The sequence below is a fragment of the Yersinia sp. Marseille-Q3913 genome, from assembly GCF_963892745.1.
In the GTDB taxonomy this organism is placed as follows: domain Bacteria; phylum Pseudomonadota; class Gammaproteobacteria; order Enterobacterales; family Enterobacteriaceae; genus Yersinia; species Yersinia bercovieri.
The window spans coordinates 95993-112737 of record NZ_CAWQAF010000005.1 but is presented as its reverse complement, the minus strand read 5'-3'; the positions used below and the strand labels follow the sequence as shown (position 1 = coordinate 112737).

Below are 16745 nucleotides of genomic sequence, written 5' to 3'. Positions count from 1 at the left end.
CGCGGCAGGCTTTTGTCTTAATCACTCTGGCTGCGGCGCTATTAGCGGCGGTAGGTGTTATCGGCGAACGGCTAACATTCATCCCTGAATGGGTCATGTTGGCACTATTCTTGCTTGCATTTCTGTTGTACGGCTACTGCATCAAACGGGCATGGCGAGTGGCGCGTTTTATCAAGCGTATGAAGCGCCGGATGCGTCGTGCATCGCAAAATAAGCATGAATCTTAATCAGAGGCTTTTAGGCAGTGATGAAATCAGAATCTATGTCGTCGGATAAAACAGGATCTACCCATAATGAGCCTACTGTGGATAACGAATTAGATATCCGTAGCCTGTGCCGCACACTTTGGCGTGGCAAGGTGTGGATTATCGGTATGGCTATTCTTTTCGCTGCACTCGCGGTGGGTGTCTCTTATCTGGTGAAGCAGCAGTGGAGCGCAACGGCCATTACTGACAGACCAACAGTCAATAATCTTGGCGGTTTTTATTCTCAGCAGCAATTTTTGCGTAACCTGGACACCCGGATTAATAGCGGTGTTGCCAGTGAGCAGCCGGGGATTTCTGACGAAGCCTACAGCGAGTTTATTACCCAGTTAGCGGCCTACGATACCCGTCGTGACTTCTGGCTGCAAAGTGATTACTACAAGCAGCGGTTAGAGGGTGATGCCAAAGCAGACGCGGCATTACTGGATGAGCTGGTGAATAATATTGTTTTCACTCCCCGTGATGACAAAAAAATACTCAATGACAGTATTAAGCTAACGGCAGAAACCGCGACAGATTCCAATAAATTACTTCGCAGTTACATTGATTTTGCCAGCCAACGTGCGGCCAGCCATTTGAATGACGAGATTGAGGGGGCATGGGCTGCTCGAACTCAATCAATGAAAGCACAAGTCAAACGGCAGGAGGCGGTGGCACAAGCGGTGTTTGATCGTGAAGTTGCTGCGGTGAAGCAAGCATTGAAAGTCGCCAGCCAGCAAGGGATTAACCGTAATCAAACGGAGACCCCCGCTGAGCAGTTGCCAGACTCCAAAATGTTTATGCTAGGCAAGCCCATGCTCGAAGCTCGCCTAGAGACATTAGAGGCGACCGGCCCTAGTTTTGATATTGATTACGATCAGAACCGCGCCATGCTGGCCACATTGAATGTCGGCCCGACACTGGATAAAACATTCCAAACTTACCGCTACTTGCGTACACCGGAAGATCCGGTAACTCGTGATAGCCCGCGTCGTGTGTTCCTGTTGATTATGTGGGGCGCGATTGGGGCATTGGTCGGGGCCGGAGTGGTATTGGTTCGTCGCACCAGCACACAGCCATAATTGGCACTGTGGTTTAGATTCTAAATAAGCAGGTTAGATTCTAAATAAGTTGTTTAGACCCTAATAAATTGGCGTCGCAGACTGACAAAAAAAGTCGTTCTACGACGTCAGGTAAGAAGCGTATAAATCGCTAATGGGCGCATCGTGCGCCCAACTTGCAGGCGTTGTCTGCGGCTAACTGACCTTAAAGAGATTCACTGTGAAAGTGTTGACTGTTTTTGGCACCCGGCCTGAAGCCATTAAAATGGCTCCTCTGGTGCATGCTTTGGCTCAGGACGAAGCCTTTGAATCGCGAGTTTGCGTGACGGCTCAGCATCGTGAGATGTTGGACCAGGTGCTGCGTTTATTCGAGATTCAGCCGGACTATGATTTGAATATCATGAAGCCGGGACAGGGATTGACGGAGATAACCTGCCGTATTCTGGAGGGTTTAAAGCCGGTGCTGGCTGAGTTTAAGCCAGACGTGATCTTAGTTCATGGTGATACCACCACGACACTGTCGACCAGTCTCGCTGCGTTTTATCATCGCATTCCTGTCGGTCATGTCGAAGCGGGTTTGCGCACTGGGAATCTCTATTCTCCGTGGCCGGAAGAGGCCAACCGCCAACTGACGGGCCACCTTGCCATGTACCATTTCGCGCCGACGGAGAATTCTCGGCAAAATCTGTTACGTGAAATGGTGCCGGAGAGCCGCATTTTCGTGACCGGCAATACGGTGATTGATGCGCTGTTCTGGGTCCGTGATCGGGTGATGAACAATCCAGAACTGCGGGCCAGCCTGGCGCAACGTTACCCGTTCCTCGATACCAGTAAAAAGATGATTCTGGTCACTGGTCACCGCCGCGAGAGTTTTGGTGGTGGTTTTGAGCGGATTTGCAGCGCGTTAGCGGAAATTGCCCGTAAACACCCGGAAGTGCAGGTGGTTTATCCAGTGCATCTCAACCCTAACGTCAGTGAGCCGGTCAACCGCATCCTGAAAGGGATTGATAATATCATTCTGATCGACCCGCAAGATTACCTGCCATTCGTTTACCTGATGAATCATGCCTACCTGATCTTGACGGATTCTGGCGGTATTCAGGAAGAGGCACCTTCATTAGGTAAACCGGTACTGGTTATGCGGGATACCACCGAACGTCCGGAAGCTGTCGATTCAGGTACGGTTCTGTTGGTGGGCACTAATATTAATAAGATAGTTGATGCAGTGACCCGCTTGCTGACTGATGAATCTGCCTATCATCAGATGACCCGGGCACATAATCCTTACGGTGACGGGCATGCCTGTCAACGCATCCTTGAAGCTTTAAAGAATCATCAGGTGACGCTATGAGTTTTGAAACTATTTCTGTTATCGGTCTTGGGTATATTGGTCTGCCAACGGCTGCCGCATTCGCCTCGCGCAAGAAGAAAGTGATTGGTGTTGATGTCAACGCCCATGCTGTTGAAACCATTAATCGCGGTGCTATCCATATTGTCGAACCCGATTTAGACAAAGTGGTGAAAATTGCGGTTGAAGGGGGCTACCTTCAGGCGGTGACCAAGCCACTGGCCGCAGATGCGTTTCTTATTGCCGTGCCGACACCTTTTAAAGGCGATCATGACCCAGATATGGTTTATGTGGAATCCGCCGCTAAATCTATCGCACCGGTACTGAAAAAGGGTGACCTGGTCATTCTGGAGTCCACCTCGCCAGTGGGTGCCACTGAACAAATGGCCCAATGGCTGGCTGAAGCTCGCCCAGATTTGAGCTTCCCACAAAACGCCGGTGAAGAGGCTGATATTAGTGTTGCCTACTGCCCTGAGCGCGTGTTGCCGGGTCAGGTGATGGTTGAGCTGATTCAGAACGACCGTGTGATTGGTGGTATGACGCCAAAATGTTCTGCTCGTGCCAGTGAGTTGTACAAAATCTTTTTGGAAGGCGAATGTGTGGTGACCAACTCCCGCACTGCTGAGATGTGCAAGCTGACTGAAAACAGCTTCCGCGACGTTAACATCGCTTTTGCCAATGAGCTGTCACTGATTTGTGACGCACAGGGCATCAATGTGTGGGAATTGATTCGTCTGGCGAATCGTCATCCGCGCGTCAATATCTTGCAACCCGGCCCAGGCGTTGGCGGTCACTGTATCGCGGTAGACCCATGGTTTATCGTTTCTCAGAATCCAGAGTTGGCGCGCCTGATTCACACCGCACGTCTGGTGAATGATGGCAAACCGCTGTGGGTGGTTGACCGCGTGAAAGCCGCGGTGGCTGATTGTCTGGCCGCGACGGACAAACGTGCGTCTGAAGTGAAAATTGCCTGCTTTGGTTTGGCCTTTAAGCCAAATATCGACGATCTGCGCGAAAGCCCAGCGGTTGAAATTGCCCATTTAATCGCTGAATGGCACTCTGGCGAAACATTGGTGGTTGAACCCAATGTTGAGCAGCTGCCAAAATCACTGGTTGGTCACGTGACCTTGAAAGATACCGCCACGGCATTGCAGCAGGCTGATGTGCTGGTGATGTTAGTTGATCACCGCCAGTTCAAAGCCATCAAACCTGAAGATGTGAAGCAAACGTGGATTGTGGACACCAAAGGAGTATGGCGTTGAGACGTATTCTAGTCACAGGCGGGGCCGGTTTTATCGGCTCTGCGGTGGTAAGACATATTATCGATGGCACTTCAGATAGCGTGGTGGTGGTGGATAAACTCACCTACGCCGGTAATCTGGAGTCACTGGCGGTGGTCGCAAAAAGCGAGCGCTATGCATTTGAGCAGGTCGATATTTGTGATCGCGCTGAGTTAGACCGCGTTTTTGCACAGTATCAGCCGGATGTGGTGATGCATCTGGCGGCTGAAAGCCATGTTGACCGCTCCATTGATGGGCCAGCGGCCTTTATCGAAACTAACGTGGTGGGCACTTACACCCTGTTAGAGGCGGCGCGTCACTACTGGCAGCAACTCAGTGCTGAGGCCAAACTGGTGTTTCGCTTCCACCACATCTCAACGGATGAAGTGTATGGCGATCTGCATGGCACCGACGATCTGTTCACCGAAACCACCCCCTATGCGCCAAGCAGCCCCTATTCGGCATCTAAGGCATCCAGCGACCATTTAGTCCGCGCCTGGTTACGAACCTATGGTTTACCGACATTGGTGACCAACTGTTCAAATAACTACGGCCCGTATCATTTCCCTGAGAAATTGATCCCGCTGGTGATTTTGAATGCGCTGGCAGGCAAACCGCTGCCGGTATATGGCAATGGCGCGCAAGTCCGTGACTGGCTGTATGTTGAAGACCACGCGCGGGCGCTGTATCAGGTCGTGACAGAAGGCACAGTGGGTGAAACTTACAATATAGGCGGTCATAACGAACGCAGAAATATTGAAGTGGTTGAGACCATTTGCGCACTGCTGGACGAATTGGTGCCAGCAAAACCTGCGGGTATTGCTCAGTACCGGGACTTGATCACCTTCGTCAAAGATAGGCCAGGCCACGATATGCGCTATGCCATTGATGCAAGTAAGATTGAGCGGGAACTGGGCTGGCGGCCACAGGAGACCTTCGAAAGTGGGATCCGCAAAACCGTATTGTGGTATTTGAACAACGAATCTTGGTGGCGGCGTGTTCAGGATGGCTCCTACGCCGGTGAGCGTCTGGGTGACTTAGGGTAGATTCGAGTCTATTTATCATTGGGATGACGTCATTCAATCGTTTGCATGATGTTTTGCCTATTTATAACGTCTGCCTGATGGTTTCAGCAGATGGTATGTTTCAGGAGATCGTATGAAAGGCATAATTCTCGCTGGTGGCTCTGGCACCCGATTGCACCCCATCACCCGTGGCGTCTCTAAGCAACTGCTTCCGGTTTATGATAAGCCGATGATCTATTATCCGTTGTCAGTGCTGATGCTGGCCGGGATCCGTGATGTCCTGATCATCTCTACGCCAGAAGATCTGCCGTCGTTCCAGCGCTTGCTGGGTAATGGCGACGAGTTTGGTATTAATCTGAGTTATGCTGCACAACCAAGCCCTGATGGGCTGGCACAGGCATTTATTATCGGCGAAGAGTTTATCGGTAATGAACCTTGCTGCTTGGTGCTGGGCGATAATATCTACTTTGGTCAAGGCTTTAGCCCGAAACTGAAAGCCGTGGCGGCCCGTGAGCACGGAGCGACGGTGTTTGGCTATCAGGTTATGGACCCAGAACGTTTTGGTGTGGTGGAGTTTGATGATAACTTCCGCGCTTTATCTATCGAAGAGAAGCCGAGTCAGCCAAAATCCAATTGGGCGGTGACTGGGCTTTATTTTTATGACAATCAAGTGATTGATTTTGCGAAACAAGTTAAACCTTCTTCTCGCGGTGAGCTGGAAATAACTAGCATCAACCAGATGTATCTGGAACGCGGTGAGCTAACAGTTGAGCTGCTAGGTCGTGGTTTCGCCTGGTTGGATACCGGCACCCATGACAGCTTGATTGAAGCCAGCACTTTTGTGCAAACCGTTGAAAAACGGCAAGGTTTCAAAATCGCCTGTCTGGAAGAGATCTCATGGCGCAATGGTTGGCTGGATGATGACGGCGTAAGACGCGCAGCAACCGCGCTAGCCAAAACTGGTTACGGCAAATATTTGTTGGATCTGTTACATGCCCGTCCACGCCAGTATTGAGCCACTGGCCTGGGAGAGTGAATTTTTCCAGCGCCACAGTGCAAAACTGATTTTTTCCGACTCAGCCCCGCAACTTAATCCGGCTGAGTTGGAGCCTTATACCCTTACCCAAGCCAAAGTGCCCACCCATCGCCTTGATCTCATTGATTCCCTTGGTCAACTCGGCTTCAAATTAGTTGAGGGGGAGGTCGACTTGTCACTGGCCGTGGATATCAATACCGGAATTGGCACGGAAAATGCTTCATCTGAGGCAGATGGCAAACTTAGGGTCGCCACTGCTGAGGATATTCCGCTGTTGCGCAGTGTCGCCGCCAGCACTTTTACATTAAGCCGCTTTCGCGCACCTTGGTATGACCCACAAGACAGCGGGCGATTTTATGCATTGTGGGCTGAAAAGGCGGTATTGGGCACCTTCGACCATCAATGCTTATTGGTGATGAATTCGTTAGGGCAGCCAGCGGGTTTTGTGACGTTACGGGATCTGCAAGATGGCAGCGCACGTATCGGCCTATTAGGGGTATTCCCTGATTCGCAGGGTAAAGGTATCGGCACATCATTAATGTTGGCGGCAAAGCAGTGGTGCCATAGTCACGGGTTACCGCGGTTACGGGTGGCCACGCAGATGAGCAATATTGCTGCTTTGCGTCTTTATATTCGCAGTGGTGCTTCGATTGAGAGCACCGCGTATTGGTTATGCAGGGGATAAAATGATTCCATTTAACGCTCCACCGGTAGTGGGTACTGAACTGGGTTATATGCAGGCCGCGATGGCCAGTGGCAAATTATGTGGTGATGGTGGATTTACCCACCGCTGTCAGCAGTGGATGGAGCAGCATTTCGCTTGCCCAAAAGTGTTACTGACACCTTCTTGCACCGCCTCGCTGGAGATGGCCGCGTTATTGCTGGATATCAAGCCCGGCGATGAAGTGATTATGCCAAGCTTCACTTTCGTTTCGACCGCCAATGCCTTTGTGCTGCGTGGGGCGAAAATGGTGTTTGTTGATATCCGCCCAGACACTATGAATATCGATGAAACCAAGATTGAAGCGGCGATCACCGACAAAACTAAAGTGATCGTGCCGGTCCATTATGCAGGTGTAGCCTGTGAGATGGATACCATCATGGCGCTGGCGAAAAAGCATAATCTGTTTGTGGTGGAAGATGCCGCGCAGGGCGTGATGTCCACTTACAAAGGCAAAGCACTAGGCACTATCGGCCATATTGGTTGCTTTAGCTTCCATGAAACCAAAAACTACACCGCAGGCGGTGAAGGCGGCGCGACACTGATCAATGACCCGTCACTGATTGATCGTGCCGAAGTCATCCGCGAAAAAGGCACCAACCGCAGCCAGTTCTTCCGGGGTCAGGTAGACAAATATACCTGGCGTGATATTGGCTCCAGCTATTTGATGTCTGATTTACAGGCCGCTTACCTGTGGGGCCAATTGGAAGTGGCGCAACAAATTAACGAACGCCGTCTGGCGCTGTGGCATAGCTATTACCATGCTTTCAAGCCGCTGGCTGATGCGGGGCGCATTGATTTGCCGGTGATCCCCGCCGATATGGAACAAAATGCGCACATGTTTTACATCAAACTGCGCGACATCGACGATCGCTCTAAATTTATCAGTTTCCTAAAAGAAGCCGGGATTATGGCGGTCTTCCACTACATCCCTCTGCATGCTTGTCCGGCGGGTGAGGAGTTTGGCCGTATGGCGGGTGAAGATCGCTTTACCACCCAAGAGAGTGAGCGCCTGGTTCGCCTGCCAATCTTCTATAACCTGACGGATACCAATCAGAAAACGGTCATTAATACTGTTCTGAGTTACTTCGCCTGATATGTCTCTGGCAAAAGCATCGATTTGGACTGCTGGCTCTACGCTGATTAAGATTGGCGTAGGGCTGTTAGTGGTTAAACTGCTGGCGGTGACCTTTGGCCCCAGTGGTGTTGGGCAGGCGGGGAATTTCCGCCAGCTAATTACGGTATTAGGCGTGCTCTCCGGCGCGGGTATCTTTAACGGAATTACCAAATATGTTGCTGAATATCATCAGCAACCTGAACGCCTACGTGCGGTTCTGGGCACCTCATCCGCCATTGTGCTGGGGTTCTCGACGCTGCTGGCACTGATTTTCCTGCTGGCAGCGAAACCTGTCAGTATTGCGTTATTTGGCCATAGCGATTACCAGAATGTGGTGCGCGCGGTAGCGCTTATCCAGATGGGGATTGCCTACGCCAACCTGTTCCTGGCGATCCTCAAAGGCTATCGCGATGCGATGGGTAATGCGCTGGCGGTGATTGGCGGCAGCCTGATTGGGGTGCTGGCTTACTATATTTGCTTTCGCATTGGCGGCTATCCCGGCGCATTAGTGGGCTTGGCATTAGTCCCTGCGTTGGTGGTGATCCCTGCGGCAACCATGTTGATTCGCCGTAAAACCATTCCGCTGAGCTATCTTAAGCTGAGTTGGGATAAAGCTTTAGCCAGCCATTTAGGCAAATTTACTATCATGGCGCTGATTACCTCAGTGACCTTGCCGGTAGCCTACGTGATGATGCGAAACTTGCTGGCTGGCCAATATGGCTGGGATGCAGTGGGGATCTGGCAAGGGGTGAGCACTATTTCCGATGCTTATCTACAATTTATTACGGCGTCATTTACCGTCTATTTGCTGCCAACTCTGTCGCGACTCAAAGCGAAAGCGGATATTTCCCGCGAGATTCTGCGCTCACTGAAATTTGTCTTACCGGCAGTGGCGACCGCCAGTCTACTGGTCTGGCTGTTACGTGACTTTGCTATCTGGCTGTTGTTCTCACATCAGTTCACGGCGATGCGTGATCTCTTCGCCTGGCAACTGGTAGGTGATGTGTTGAAAGTGGGGTCGTACGTGTTTGGTTATCTGGTTATTGCCAAAGCCTCGCTGCGCTTTTACATTTTGACGGAAGTGAGCCAGTTCTTACTGTTGACCGGGTTTGCCCATTGGTTAATCCCAATGAATGGCTCGTTGGGCGCGGCACAAGCCTATATGGCGACTTATATTGTCTATTTCGCGCTCTGTAGCTGCGTATTCATTATGTATCGTAGACATTCATCACCGTAAACACTCTTTACAGCAGAAAAAAATGACAACCCTGATTCATGTACTGGGATCTGATATCCCGCACCATAATCTGACTGTGCTGCGCTTCTTTAATGATGTGCTGGCAACTCGCGTGCCCACAGAGCAGGTGCGGCACTTTATGGTGGCGGCAAAAGAGACAGCAGCATTTTCACTATTCACGCAGCTGGATATTGAAACGCACGGAAATAAAAAAGCTTTGGCTGAGGCGGTTATCGCCCGCGCACAGGCAGATCACAGCACGCGCTTCTTCTGGCACGGTCAGTTTAATGCCACCCTGTGGCTGGCGCTGTTGAGTGGCAAAATCAAACCACGGCAGGTCTATTGGCATGTCTGGGGCGCTGATTTATATGAAGACGCCAAAAGCTGGAAGTTTCGTCTGTTTTACCTGTTGCGCCGCCTTGCTCAAGGGCGAGTGGGTCATGTCTTTGCGACCCGTGGCGATTTAATCTATTTCCAGCAGCGCCATCCTCGGGTGCCTGCGTCACTGCTCTACTTCCCGACCCGTATGGACCCAGCATTAACAGCTATCAACGTGGAGAAGCCGTTGGCGGGGCCAATGACGATTTTAGTGGGGAACTCCGGTGACACCACTAACCGCCATATTGAAGCGCTGAAAGCGATTCATCAGCAGTTTGGCCCGGATGCCAGAGTGATCCTGCCGATGGGTTATCCGGCGAATAATGAGCTGTATATCGAGCAGGTCAGGCAGGCGGGGCTGGCACTGTTCGCCGCAGAAAATCTGCGCATCCTGACAGATCAGATCCCCTTTGATGACTACCTGAATATCCTGCGCGAATGTGATTTGGGCTATTTTATTTTCAATCGTCAGCAAGGCATTGGCACCCTGTGTCTGTTGACGCAATTTGGCGTGCCTTTTGTCTTGAGTCGTAAAAACCCCTTCTGGCAAGATTTGGCCGAACAGCATATTCCGGTGCTTTTCTATGGCGACTCACTGGATGAGCCATTGATTCGCGAGGCACAGCGCCAATTAGCCGGGCTGGATAAGCACGCTATCGCGTTCTTCAACCCCAACTACATTGAGGGCTGGCAGCAAGCGCTGGCACTGGCCGCAGGAGAACACCCATGACACTGGGGCAATTTGGCGGTCTGTTCGGCGTCTACCTGATCGCGGTCATTTTTATCCTGATCTTGACGTATCAGGAGTTTCGGCGCGTCCGCTTTAACTTCAACGTGCTGTTCTCCATGCTCTACCTGCTCACTTTCTATTTTGGCTTCCCGCTCACCTGCATGTTGGTGTTCCAATTTGGGGTGGCAGTGGTGCCGGTTGAGTACTTGCTGTATGCCATGCTCTCCGCCACGGCGTTTTATGCCATTTACTATGTGAGCTACAAAACACGGCTGACCAAGCCGCGCACTCAGCTGCGCACCCCGATTTTCACCATGAATCGGGTGGAGACCAATCTGACCTGGATGCTGCTGGCGCTGGTGGCTATCGGCACCGTGGGCATCTTCTTTATGCAGAATGGTTTCCTGCTATTTAAGCTGGATTCCTACAGTAAAATCTTCTCCAGTGATGTTTCGGGTGTCGCGTTGAAGCGCTTTTTCTACTTCTTTATCCCAGCCATGCTGGTGGTCTACTTCCTGAAACAGGACATGCGCGCCTGGTTCTTCTTCCTGGCGAGCACCGTGGCCTTTGGCATCCTGACCTATGTTATCGTCGGCGGGACGCGAGCTAACATTATTATCGCGTTCTCACTATTCCTGTTTATCGGCATTGTGCGCGGCTGGATAACCCTGTGGATGCTGGCGGCAGCGGGGGTCTTTGGCATTGTGGGGATGTTCTGGCTGGCGTTGAAACGCTATGGGCTGGATGTTAACGGGGCCGAGGCATTTTACACTTTCCTCTACCTGACACGGGATACCTTCTCGCCGTGGGAAAATCTCGGGTTGCTGCTACAGAACTACGACAAAATAGATTTTCAGGGCTTAGCGCCGATAATCCGTGATTTCTATGTGTTTATCCCCAGCCTCCTGTGGCCGGAGCGCCCAGACCTGGTGCTAAATACCGCCAATTACTTTACCTGGGATGTGCTGGATAACCACTCAGGGCTGGCAATCTCCCCCACTCTGATTGGCTCTTTGGTGGTGATGGGCGGGGTACTGTTTATCCCGCTGGGTGCCATTGTGGTCGGGTTAATCATTAAGTGGTTCGACTGGCTTTACGAACAGGGCAAAGCGGAAAAGAACCGCTACAAAGCGGCCATTCTGCAAAGCTTCTGTTTTGGTGCGATATTTAACATCATCGTCTTGGCCCGCGAAGGGTTAGACTCCTTTGTCTCGCGCGTGGTGTTTTTCTGCGTGATTTTTGGTGCCTGTCTGATACTGGCAAAATTGTTGTACTGGTTGTTCGATACGGCGGGTTTGATAACGCAGCGGGTTCAGCGTCGTGTTAACAGATCCAAACGCCTGTCCATGCCTGAAGCGGGCAATCAACTGTAAGGATTGTAATGGAACCGAATACTGCTATTCCAACCCAAGAAACTGACATTCCAAAATATAATGTCCGTGGTTTCGAGATCTGGGGCTTTCGTGACATGGCTCAGACACTGGATCATCTGTTGAGCAGTGGCCCGGTAAAAACCGGCACGCTGGTGGCAATGAATGCAGAGAAACTGCTGAAAGCCGAAGATGACGCCGCGCTGCGTGAACTGATTAACGAGGCTGAATATCTGTATGCCGATGGTATCAGCATGGTGCGGGCTATTCGCCGTAAATACCCGCAGGCGCAGCTCTCGCGGGTCGCAGGGGCGGACCTGTGGGAAGCTTTGATGCAACGCGCAGGCCAGCAAGGGACGCCGGTCTTTTTAGTCGGTGGCAAGCCGGAAATTCTGGCTGAAACAGAAGCCAAGCTGCGTGCGCAATGGAGTGTGAATTTGGTGGGGAGTCAGGATGGCTATTTCACACCAGAGCAGCGTGAGGCACTCTTTGCCCGTATTGCGGCCAGTGGCGCGGCGATTGTCACGGTTGCCATGGGCTCGCCTAAACAGGAGATGTTTATGCGCGACTGCCGTAAATTCTATCCTGACGCGCTGTATATGGGCGTTGGTGGGACTTACGACGTCTTTACGGGTCACGTCAAACGTGCGCCGAAGATCTGGCAGAATCTGGGGCTGGAGTGGCTTTATCGCCTACTGGCGCAGCCCAGCCGCATTCGTCGCCAATTCAAACTACTTAAGTTTGTGGGTTATTATTACAGCGGTCGCTTGTAATATTTTGAGCTAAGCAGGGTCACCTAAGGCCCTGCTATGATAACGATTCCACATATTCCCTCTGCTAATACCACGCCACTGTAATTCCATTCTGGAACCAATTTAATTCTTTTTATTCCATAAAGTTTTAGTTTCCTGTTTGCTAATCTGCCGCAGATACGGAACGATACGGCCCGGTTAGAGTTTTGCAGTCACTCGCTTTTTCATTATGTCTTTAACCTGTCGTTATTAATAATTAGGCTGAATACCTTATTCAGTCGCGTATTTTATTTTTTATAACTACAACAACCGGGGATCCGGAGCAGACACACACCAGTTGGTTTACAGAGGGATATATGGCAGACAACGAAGAGAAAAAAGGATTACACCGTGGGCTGGAAGCTCGGCATATTGAGTTGATAGCGCTTGGTGGCACTATTGGTGTCGGGCTGTTTATGGGGTCAGCCAGTACATTGAAATGGGCCGGGCCGTCGGTATTGCTGGCTTACATGATTGCCGGCTTATTTGTGTTTTTCATCATGCGCGCAATGGGCGAAATGCTCTATCTGGAGCCGGTGGCTGGCTCCTTCGCCGTATACGCACATAAATATCTCAGCCCCTATTTTGGCTATCTGACCGCCTGGGGCTATTGGTTTATGTGGATTGCGGTGGGGATATCCGAAATTACCGCCATTGGCGTCTACGTTCAGTTTTGGTTCCCAGAAATACCCCAATGGTTGCCCGCTATCGCCGGGGTCGCCATCGTGGCACTGGCTAATCTGGCGGCCGTCAGATTATATGGCGAGTTAGAGTTCTGGTTTGCGATGATCAAGGTCACCACCATCATCGTGATGATTCTGGTGGGGCTAGGGGTCATCTTCTTTGGTTTTGGCAATCACGGCCAGCCCATTGGTTTTGATAACCTGACCGCTCACGGCGGCTTCTTTGCGGGCGGCTGGAAAGGATTTATGTTCGCGCTGTGTATTGTGGTGGCATCCTATCAGGGTGTTGAATTGGTCGGCATTACCGCCGGTGAAGCCAGAAATCCGCAAGTCACCTTAAAGCGTGCCATCAATAATATCTTGTGGCGCATTCTGATTTTCTATGTCGGCGCGATATTTGTCATTGTCACCATCTTCCCGTGGAACGGCATCGGCACGGAAGGTAGCCCCTTTGTGCTGACCTTCGCTAAGATAGGGATCACCGCCGCCGCTGGGATTATCAACTTCGTGGTGCTGACCGCCGCACTGTCCGGCTGTAATAGCGGCATGTACAGTGGCGGGCGCATGTTGTATGCCCTGGCGAAAAACCGTCAGTTACCCGCTTGCCTGACAAAACTCTCCGCCAATGGTGTCCCGGTTAACTGCATTGCCGTCACTATCCTGTGTCTGCTGGTAGGATCTAGCCTCAATTACATCATTCCAAATCCGCAACAGGTGTTTGTGTATGTATACAGTGCCAGCGTCTTACCGGGTATGGTGCCGTGGTTTGTGGTACTGGTGAGCCAGCTACGTTTCCGGCAACTACATAAAGAGGCATTGAAACAGCATCCGTTTAAATCGATCATGTTCCCGTACGTCAACTACCTCACAATCGCCTTTTTGATTTGTGTGTTGGTGGGGATGGGGATTAATCCAGAGACGCGCTTATCTCTATTAGCTGGCGCAATTTTCTTAGGATTAGTCACCGCAGGCTATTTCGGCCTGAAAATGCATAAGCCAGTGCTGGTCGAAACGAAACGCCTATAAAACCAGCGAACAAGGCGAGGTGAGGGCTACCAACGGCTGACTTTTGTGGCAGACTGAGCAAAGCGTAAGCAAACAGGCCATTTCTTCTAAAAAAGCACTAGACAGCCAACTATTAAAACCGTAGTATCCTCACCCGCAACGGCGCTAAGCGCCCGTAGCTCAGCTGGATAGAGCGCTGCCCTCCGGAGGCAGAGGTCTCAGGTTCGAATCCTGTCGGGCGCACCATTAATTTTGTGTGCAAGAGCTGCGGTGGTAAGATTGCCGCGTACGACGAGTACGAAGTAAGTTGTAAGAAGTTATGGTGGCTATAGCTCAGTTGGTAGAGCCCTGGATTGTGATTCCAGTTGTCGTGGGTTCGAGCCCCATTAGCCACCCCAAATTTTGTGGAACATGCGATGGTGGCGGAATTGGTAGACGCGCTAGCTTCAGGTGTTAGTGTCCTTACGGACGTGAGGGTTCAAGTCCCTCCCTTCGCACCACACAAACATGTAGATTTTATTAATATTTACATGGACATAGGTCGCAAGACCATGTAGAGTAACAAGCAAGAAATCGGCGAGTAGCGCAGCTTGGTAGCGCAACTGGTTTGGGACCAGTGGGTCGGAGGTTCGAATCCTCTCTCGCCGACCAATTTCAGAAAAAACCCCGCAATGCGGGGTTTTTTTTCGTCTCTATTTTCTCTGTTTTTCTCTAGATAATATTGCCCCCGAGTTATCCCCATTCATTCTCTCCCTGTTTTGTTCACGACCAACGGCGCACTATCATTGTCATTTTCTTTATGCCCGAAACTTTGTTGCCGCCTTTTGATCAAATTAGACGGTTAGATTGCCCCGATCCGTGATTTATCCCCTCAGATCTTAAGTGTTGGCTTTTCGCGACAAAAGATGAATGCTTTGTCTCTAAATAGAGACATATAATAGATTGATAAATAAAAAGAAAAATGATGATGGTCTATTGCGTCGTTTTGTAGCGACAGATCACTCAGGGCGTGTTGCCATCAGTCAGGGCAGAGCAGGGCATGGAATGCCAAATGGGCATAAAAATAAATATATTGTTTATCAGCTGGTTAGATATTTATTTGCAGGCGATTGAGTGAAAATACTGCCGATTACGCAATTTGGCACGCTAACTGCAATATCTACCCAGTAGATGCTCATCTCACTTATTATGATAGCTTGGCTTTATAACCACTTCATAAACCCAGAGATGATGCAGAGCCGATTTTAGGGTGCCTATTGTCCATGTAAACGATGTTGAATATCTTCATCACATACCGGGCATAACGTTGAGTGAGGCGCCAACATGTTGTCTGTAGACCTGAAAATTTTAGACGCTTGCTGAAAACGGCAAGCGTTTTTTTTTGAATGCCCTTCGTATTTGAAGCCGCAGGGTTGTTAACTGCGCTCTTTCACCCGAATCACTTACCTAAGTAAGCTCATCAGGATTCATTCGCTTGCCGCCTACCTGCAACTCCAATTACTTTGGGCATTATCTCAGTTTAAAGTGGTTCGCCATTCTGCCGCAGGGTCGATAACAACCCCTCACGACGCGCTTGTGCGGCATCCTCAGGGCGATGCAGTTTATCCAAGGCATCCGCTAACCATGCATAATCATACCCATCTGGGCGCTGCGCAAGCGCGGCGGCAAAGGCTTCTCTGGCTTTCTCCCACTCACCGTGTTTCAGCATAAGCTGGCCCAAAGTGCTATTGAGTAACGGTGTCGCGCCATGCTGCTTGATTTGCTGGCGCAATGATTTCTCTAGCGGCTCGGGATTACCTGACTTCAGGCGTGGGATCAATAGCACCAAGCGCTCATCATATTGCCGCTTCAAACCATCCAGAATGATCTGCTGGGCAACATCATGATCATCACACTCAATCAGATGCTCAGCTAACGCCACTTGTAGCGGGATCTCGTTGCGAACTTTGCGGCTCTGATCTTTCCACCAACGTTTCAGGCCATCGCTACCCTCTTCCGCCATGCACTGATTCATCATGCCGATGTAAGCTTGCTGCTCAAGTGCGGCGATCTCCTCGGGCGAATGAAGCTGAACCTTGCCAATCGCCGGTAAAATTTCCAGCAATGAGCTGTAAGCGCCAGAGCGTAGGTAAGCTTGTTCCGCCAGGCGCAGGACTTCCGGATGGCGCGGTGCTTGATCCAGCAGGCGATCGACACCATGGCGCGCGGCATGAACGTGGCCCTGTGCCAGCTGAATGCGCACGCGGGTGATATCCACCGGCAGTTGGTCGGTATCGGCCACTTCTGCCGCCCGCTCCAGATATTGATTGGTGCGGAACTCATCACCGCGCTGCTGGGCGGCTTCCGCTGCCAGCAAATAGTTCACCATCGGTTGTTCAGCGTGATCAGCATTGCGGGTGAGCAACTTCTCCACCTGCTTAAAATCACCTTCAGCCAGTTTGATCAGCGCAGCTTTGGTTTGCTTACGGGCGCGGGTACGTTTACGACCCATAAACCAGCCACGGGTACGAGCTCCGGTGCGGAAAATCCGGCGCAGTATCCACTCCACTATCAGGAATGCGACCAAAACCAGCACCAGCATAATGACCAGACCGGTCACACTAGTCTCAACGTTATAGTTGTCGGTCTGGATCAACACATAACCTTGATGGCCAGCCAACATTGGGCCAAGGATGATACCGGCGGTCAGAATGAGGAATAACAGTAAAACACGCAGCATAC

The 16745-nt window shown here is 51.0% G+C and carries 14 protein-coding genes, 4 tRNA genes and 1 pseudogene; 18 read left to right on the top strand and 1 reads right to left on the bottom strand.

The annotated features are described in order from the left end of the window. The 18 genes and pseudogenes from AACW11_RS02990 to AACW11_RS02905 all read left to right on the top strand — a co-directional run. Window positions 1–227, top strand: a pseudogene (locus AACW11_RS02990) (UDP-N-acetylglucosamine--undecaprenyl-phosphate N-acetylglucosaminephosphotransferase); the annotation flags it as partial. A gap of 20 nt (window positions 228–247) precedes the next feature. Beyond that, window positions 248–1324 carry an ECA polysaccharide chain length modulation protein gene (gene wzzE / locus AACW11_RS02985; protein ID WP_212585898.1) on the top strand — a complete coding sequence of 359 codons (1077 nt, stop codon included), beginning with the start codon at window positions 248–250 and terminating at the stop codon, window positions 1322–1324. Window positions 1325–1523: 199 nt separating this feature from the next. Continuing rightward, entirely contained in the window at window positions 1524–2654 is a 1131-nt protein-coding gene (gene wecB, locus AACW11_RS02980) for a non-hydrolyzing UDP-N-acetylglucosamine 2-epimerase (RefSeq protein WP_005275700.1), read from the top strand. Then, window positions 2651–3913, top strand: a complete 1263-nt coding sequence (gene wecC, locus AACW11_RS02975) for a UDP-N-acetyl-D-mannosamine dehydrogenase (protein WP_212585897.1) — start codon at window positions 2651–2653, stop codon at window positions 3911–3913. Before wecB ends, wecC begins: the two co-directional genes overlap by 4 nt. Further along, a complete protein-coding gene (gene rffG, locus AACW11_RS02970; protein ID WP_212585896.1) occupies window positions 3904–4977 on the top strand; it encodes a dTDP-glucose 4,6-dehydratase in 1074 nt (357 codons plus the stop codon). The genes wecC and rffG overlap by 10 nt, the downstream gene beginning before the upstream one ends. A 112-nt stretch (window positions 4978–5089) precedes the next feature. Further along, complete coding sequence (gene rfbA / locus AACW11_RS02965) at window positions 5090–5971, top strand: glucose-1-phosphate thymidylyltransferase RfbA (protein WP_212585895.1); 882 nt, start codon at window positions 5090–5092, stop codon at window positions 5969–5971. Then, the gene (gene rffC, locus AACW11_RS02960) at window positions 5949–6677 is read left to right on the top strand and encodes a dTDP-4-amino-4,6-dideoxy-D-galactose acyltransferase (RefSeq protein WP_212585894.1); all 729 of its coding nucleotides are present in this window, start codon (window positions 5949–5951) and stop codon (window positions 6675–6677) included. Before rfbA ends, rffC begins: the two co-directional genes overlap by 23 nt. Before the next feature lies 1 nt (window position 6678). Beyond that, window positions 6679–7809 (top strand): dTDP-4-amino-4,6-dideoxygalactose transaminase, encoded by a 1131-nt coding sequence (gene rffA, locus AACW11_RS02955; RefSeq protein ID WP_212585893.1) that lies wholly within the window; start codon window positions 6679–6681, stop codon window positions 7807–7809. A gap of 1 nt (window position 7810) precedes the next feature. Continuing rightward, the gene (gene wzxE, locus AACW11_RS02950) at window positions 7811–9067 is read left to right on the top strand and encodes a lipid III flippase WzxE (RefSeq protein ID WP_212585892.1); all 1257 of its coding nucleotides are present in this window, start codon (window positions 7811–7813) and stop codon (window positions 9065–9067) included. 22 nt (window positions 9068–9089) lie between these two features. Then, a complete protein-coding gene (locus AACW11_RS02945) occupies window positions 9090–10175 on the top strand; it encodes a TDP-N-acetylfucosamine:lipid II N-acetylfucosaminyltransferase (protein ID WP_212585891.1) in 1086 nt (361 codons plus the stop codon). Then, the gene (gene wzyE / locus AACW11_RS02940; RefSeq protein WP_212585890.1) at window positions 10172–11548 is read left to right on the top strand and encodes an ECA oligosaccharide polymerase; all 1377 of its coding nucleotides are present in this window, start codon (window positions 10172–10174) and stop codon (window positions 11546–11548) included. The genes AACW11_RS02945 and wzyE overlap by 4 nt, the downstream gene beginning before the upstream one ends. Window positions 11549–11556: 8 nt before the next feature. Then, complete coding sequence (wecG, locus tag AACW11_RS02935) at window positions 11557–12318, top strand: lipopolysaccharide N-acetylmannosaminouronosyltransferase (RefSeq protein WP_049602583.1); 762 nt, start codon at window positions 11557–11559, stop codon at window positions 12316–12318. Between the two features lie 335 nt (window positions 12319–12653). Continuing rightward, a complete protein-coding gene (gene thrP / locus AACW11_RS02930; RefSeq protein ID WP_212585889.1) occupies window positions 12654–14045 on the top strand; it encodes a bifunctional threonine/serine APC transporter ThrP in 1392 nt (463 codons plus the stop codon). Window positions 14046–14193: 148 nt separating this feature from the next. Then, window positions 14194–14270, top strand: a tRNA-Arg gene (locus tag AACW11_RS02925). Window positions 14271–14346: 76 nt separating this feature from the next. Then, a tRNA-His gene (locus AACW11_RS02920) sits at window positions 14347–14422 on the top strand. A gap of 15 nt (window positions 14423–14437) precedes the next feature. Further along, window positions 14438–14524 (top strand) — tRNA-Leu (locus AACW11_RS02915). Between the two features lie 74 nt (window positions 14525–14598). Next, window positions 14599–14675: transfer RNA gene (locus AACW11_RS02910), tRNA-Pro, on the top strand. Window positions 14676–14966: 291 nt separating this feature from the next. Next, entirely contained in the window at window positions 14967–15137 is a 171-nt protein-coding gene (locus AACW11_RS02905; RefSeq protein WP_212585888.1) for a hypothetical protein, read from the top strand. Between the two features lie 406 nt (window positions 15138–15543). Here the strand turns inward: AACW11_RS02905 and hemY are convergent, their stop codons facing one another. Next, the gene (hemY, locus tag AACW11_RS02900) at window positions 15544–16743 is read right to left on the bottom strand and encodes a protoheme IX biogenesis protein HemY (RefSeq protein WP_212585887.1); all 1200 of its coding nucleotides are present in this window, start codon (window positions 16741–16743) and stop codon (window positions 15544–15546) included. Window positions 16744–16745 lie beyond the last annotated feature (2 nt).

Bases quoted from the DNA above. Each gene is read 5' to 3' on its own strand.
- rffA (WP_212585893.1), top strand. From the start codon at position 6,679: ATGATTCCATTTAACGCTCCACCGGTAGTGGGTACTGAACTGGGTTAT.
- AACW11_RS02945 (WP_212585891.1), top strand. From the start codon at position 9,090: ATGACAACCCTGATTCATGTACTGGGATCTGATATCCCGCACCATAAT.
- rffG (WP_212585896.1), top strand. From the start codon at position 3,904: ATGGCGTTGAGACGTATTCTAGTCACAGGCGGGGCCGGTTTTATCGGC.
- thrP (WP_212585889.1), top strand. From the start codon at position 12,654: ATGGCAGACAACGAAGAGAAAAAAGGATTACACCGTGGGCTGGAAGCT.
- rfbA (WP_212585895.1), top strand. From the start codon at position 5,090: ATGAAAGGCATAATTCTCGCTGGTGGCTCTGGCACCCGATTGCACCCC.
- wzxE (WP_212585892.1), top strand. From the start codon at position 7,811: ATGTCTCTGGCAAAAGCATCGATTTGGACTGCTGGCTCTACGCTGATT.
- hemY (WP_212585887.1), bottom strand. From the start codon at position 16,743: ATGCTGCGTGTTTTACTGTTATTCCTCATTCTGACCGCCGGTATCATC.
- wecG (WP_049602583.1), top strand. From the start codon at position 11,557: ATGGAACCGAATACTGCTATTCCAACCCAAGAAACTGACATTCCAAAA.
- wzzE (WP_212585898.1), top strand. From the start codon at position 248: ATGAAATCAGAATCTATGTCGTCGGATAAAACAGGATCTACCCATAAT.
- rffC (WP_212585894.1), top strand. From the start codon at position 5,949: ATGCCCGTCCACGCCAGTATTGAGCCACTGGCCTGGGAGAGTGAATTT.
- wecC (WP_212585897.1), top strand. From the start codon at position 2,651: ATGAGTTTTGAAACTATTTCTGTTATCGGTCTTGGGTATATTGGTCTG.
- wzyE (WP_212585890.1), top strand. From the start codon at position 10,172: ATGACACTGGGGCAATTTGGCGGTCTGTTCGGCGTCTACCTGATCGCG.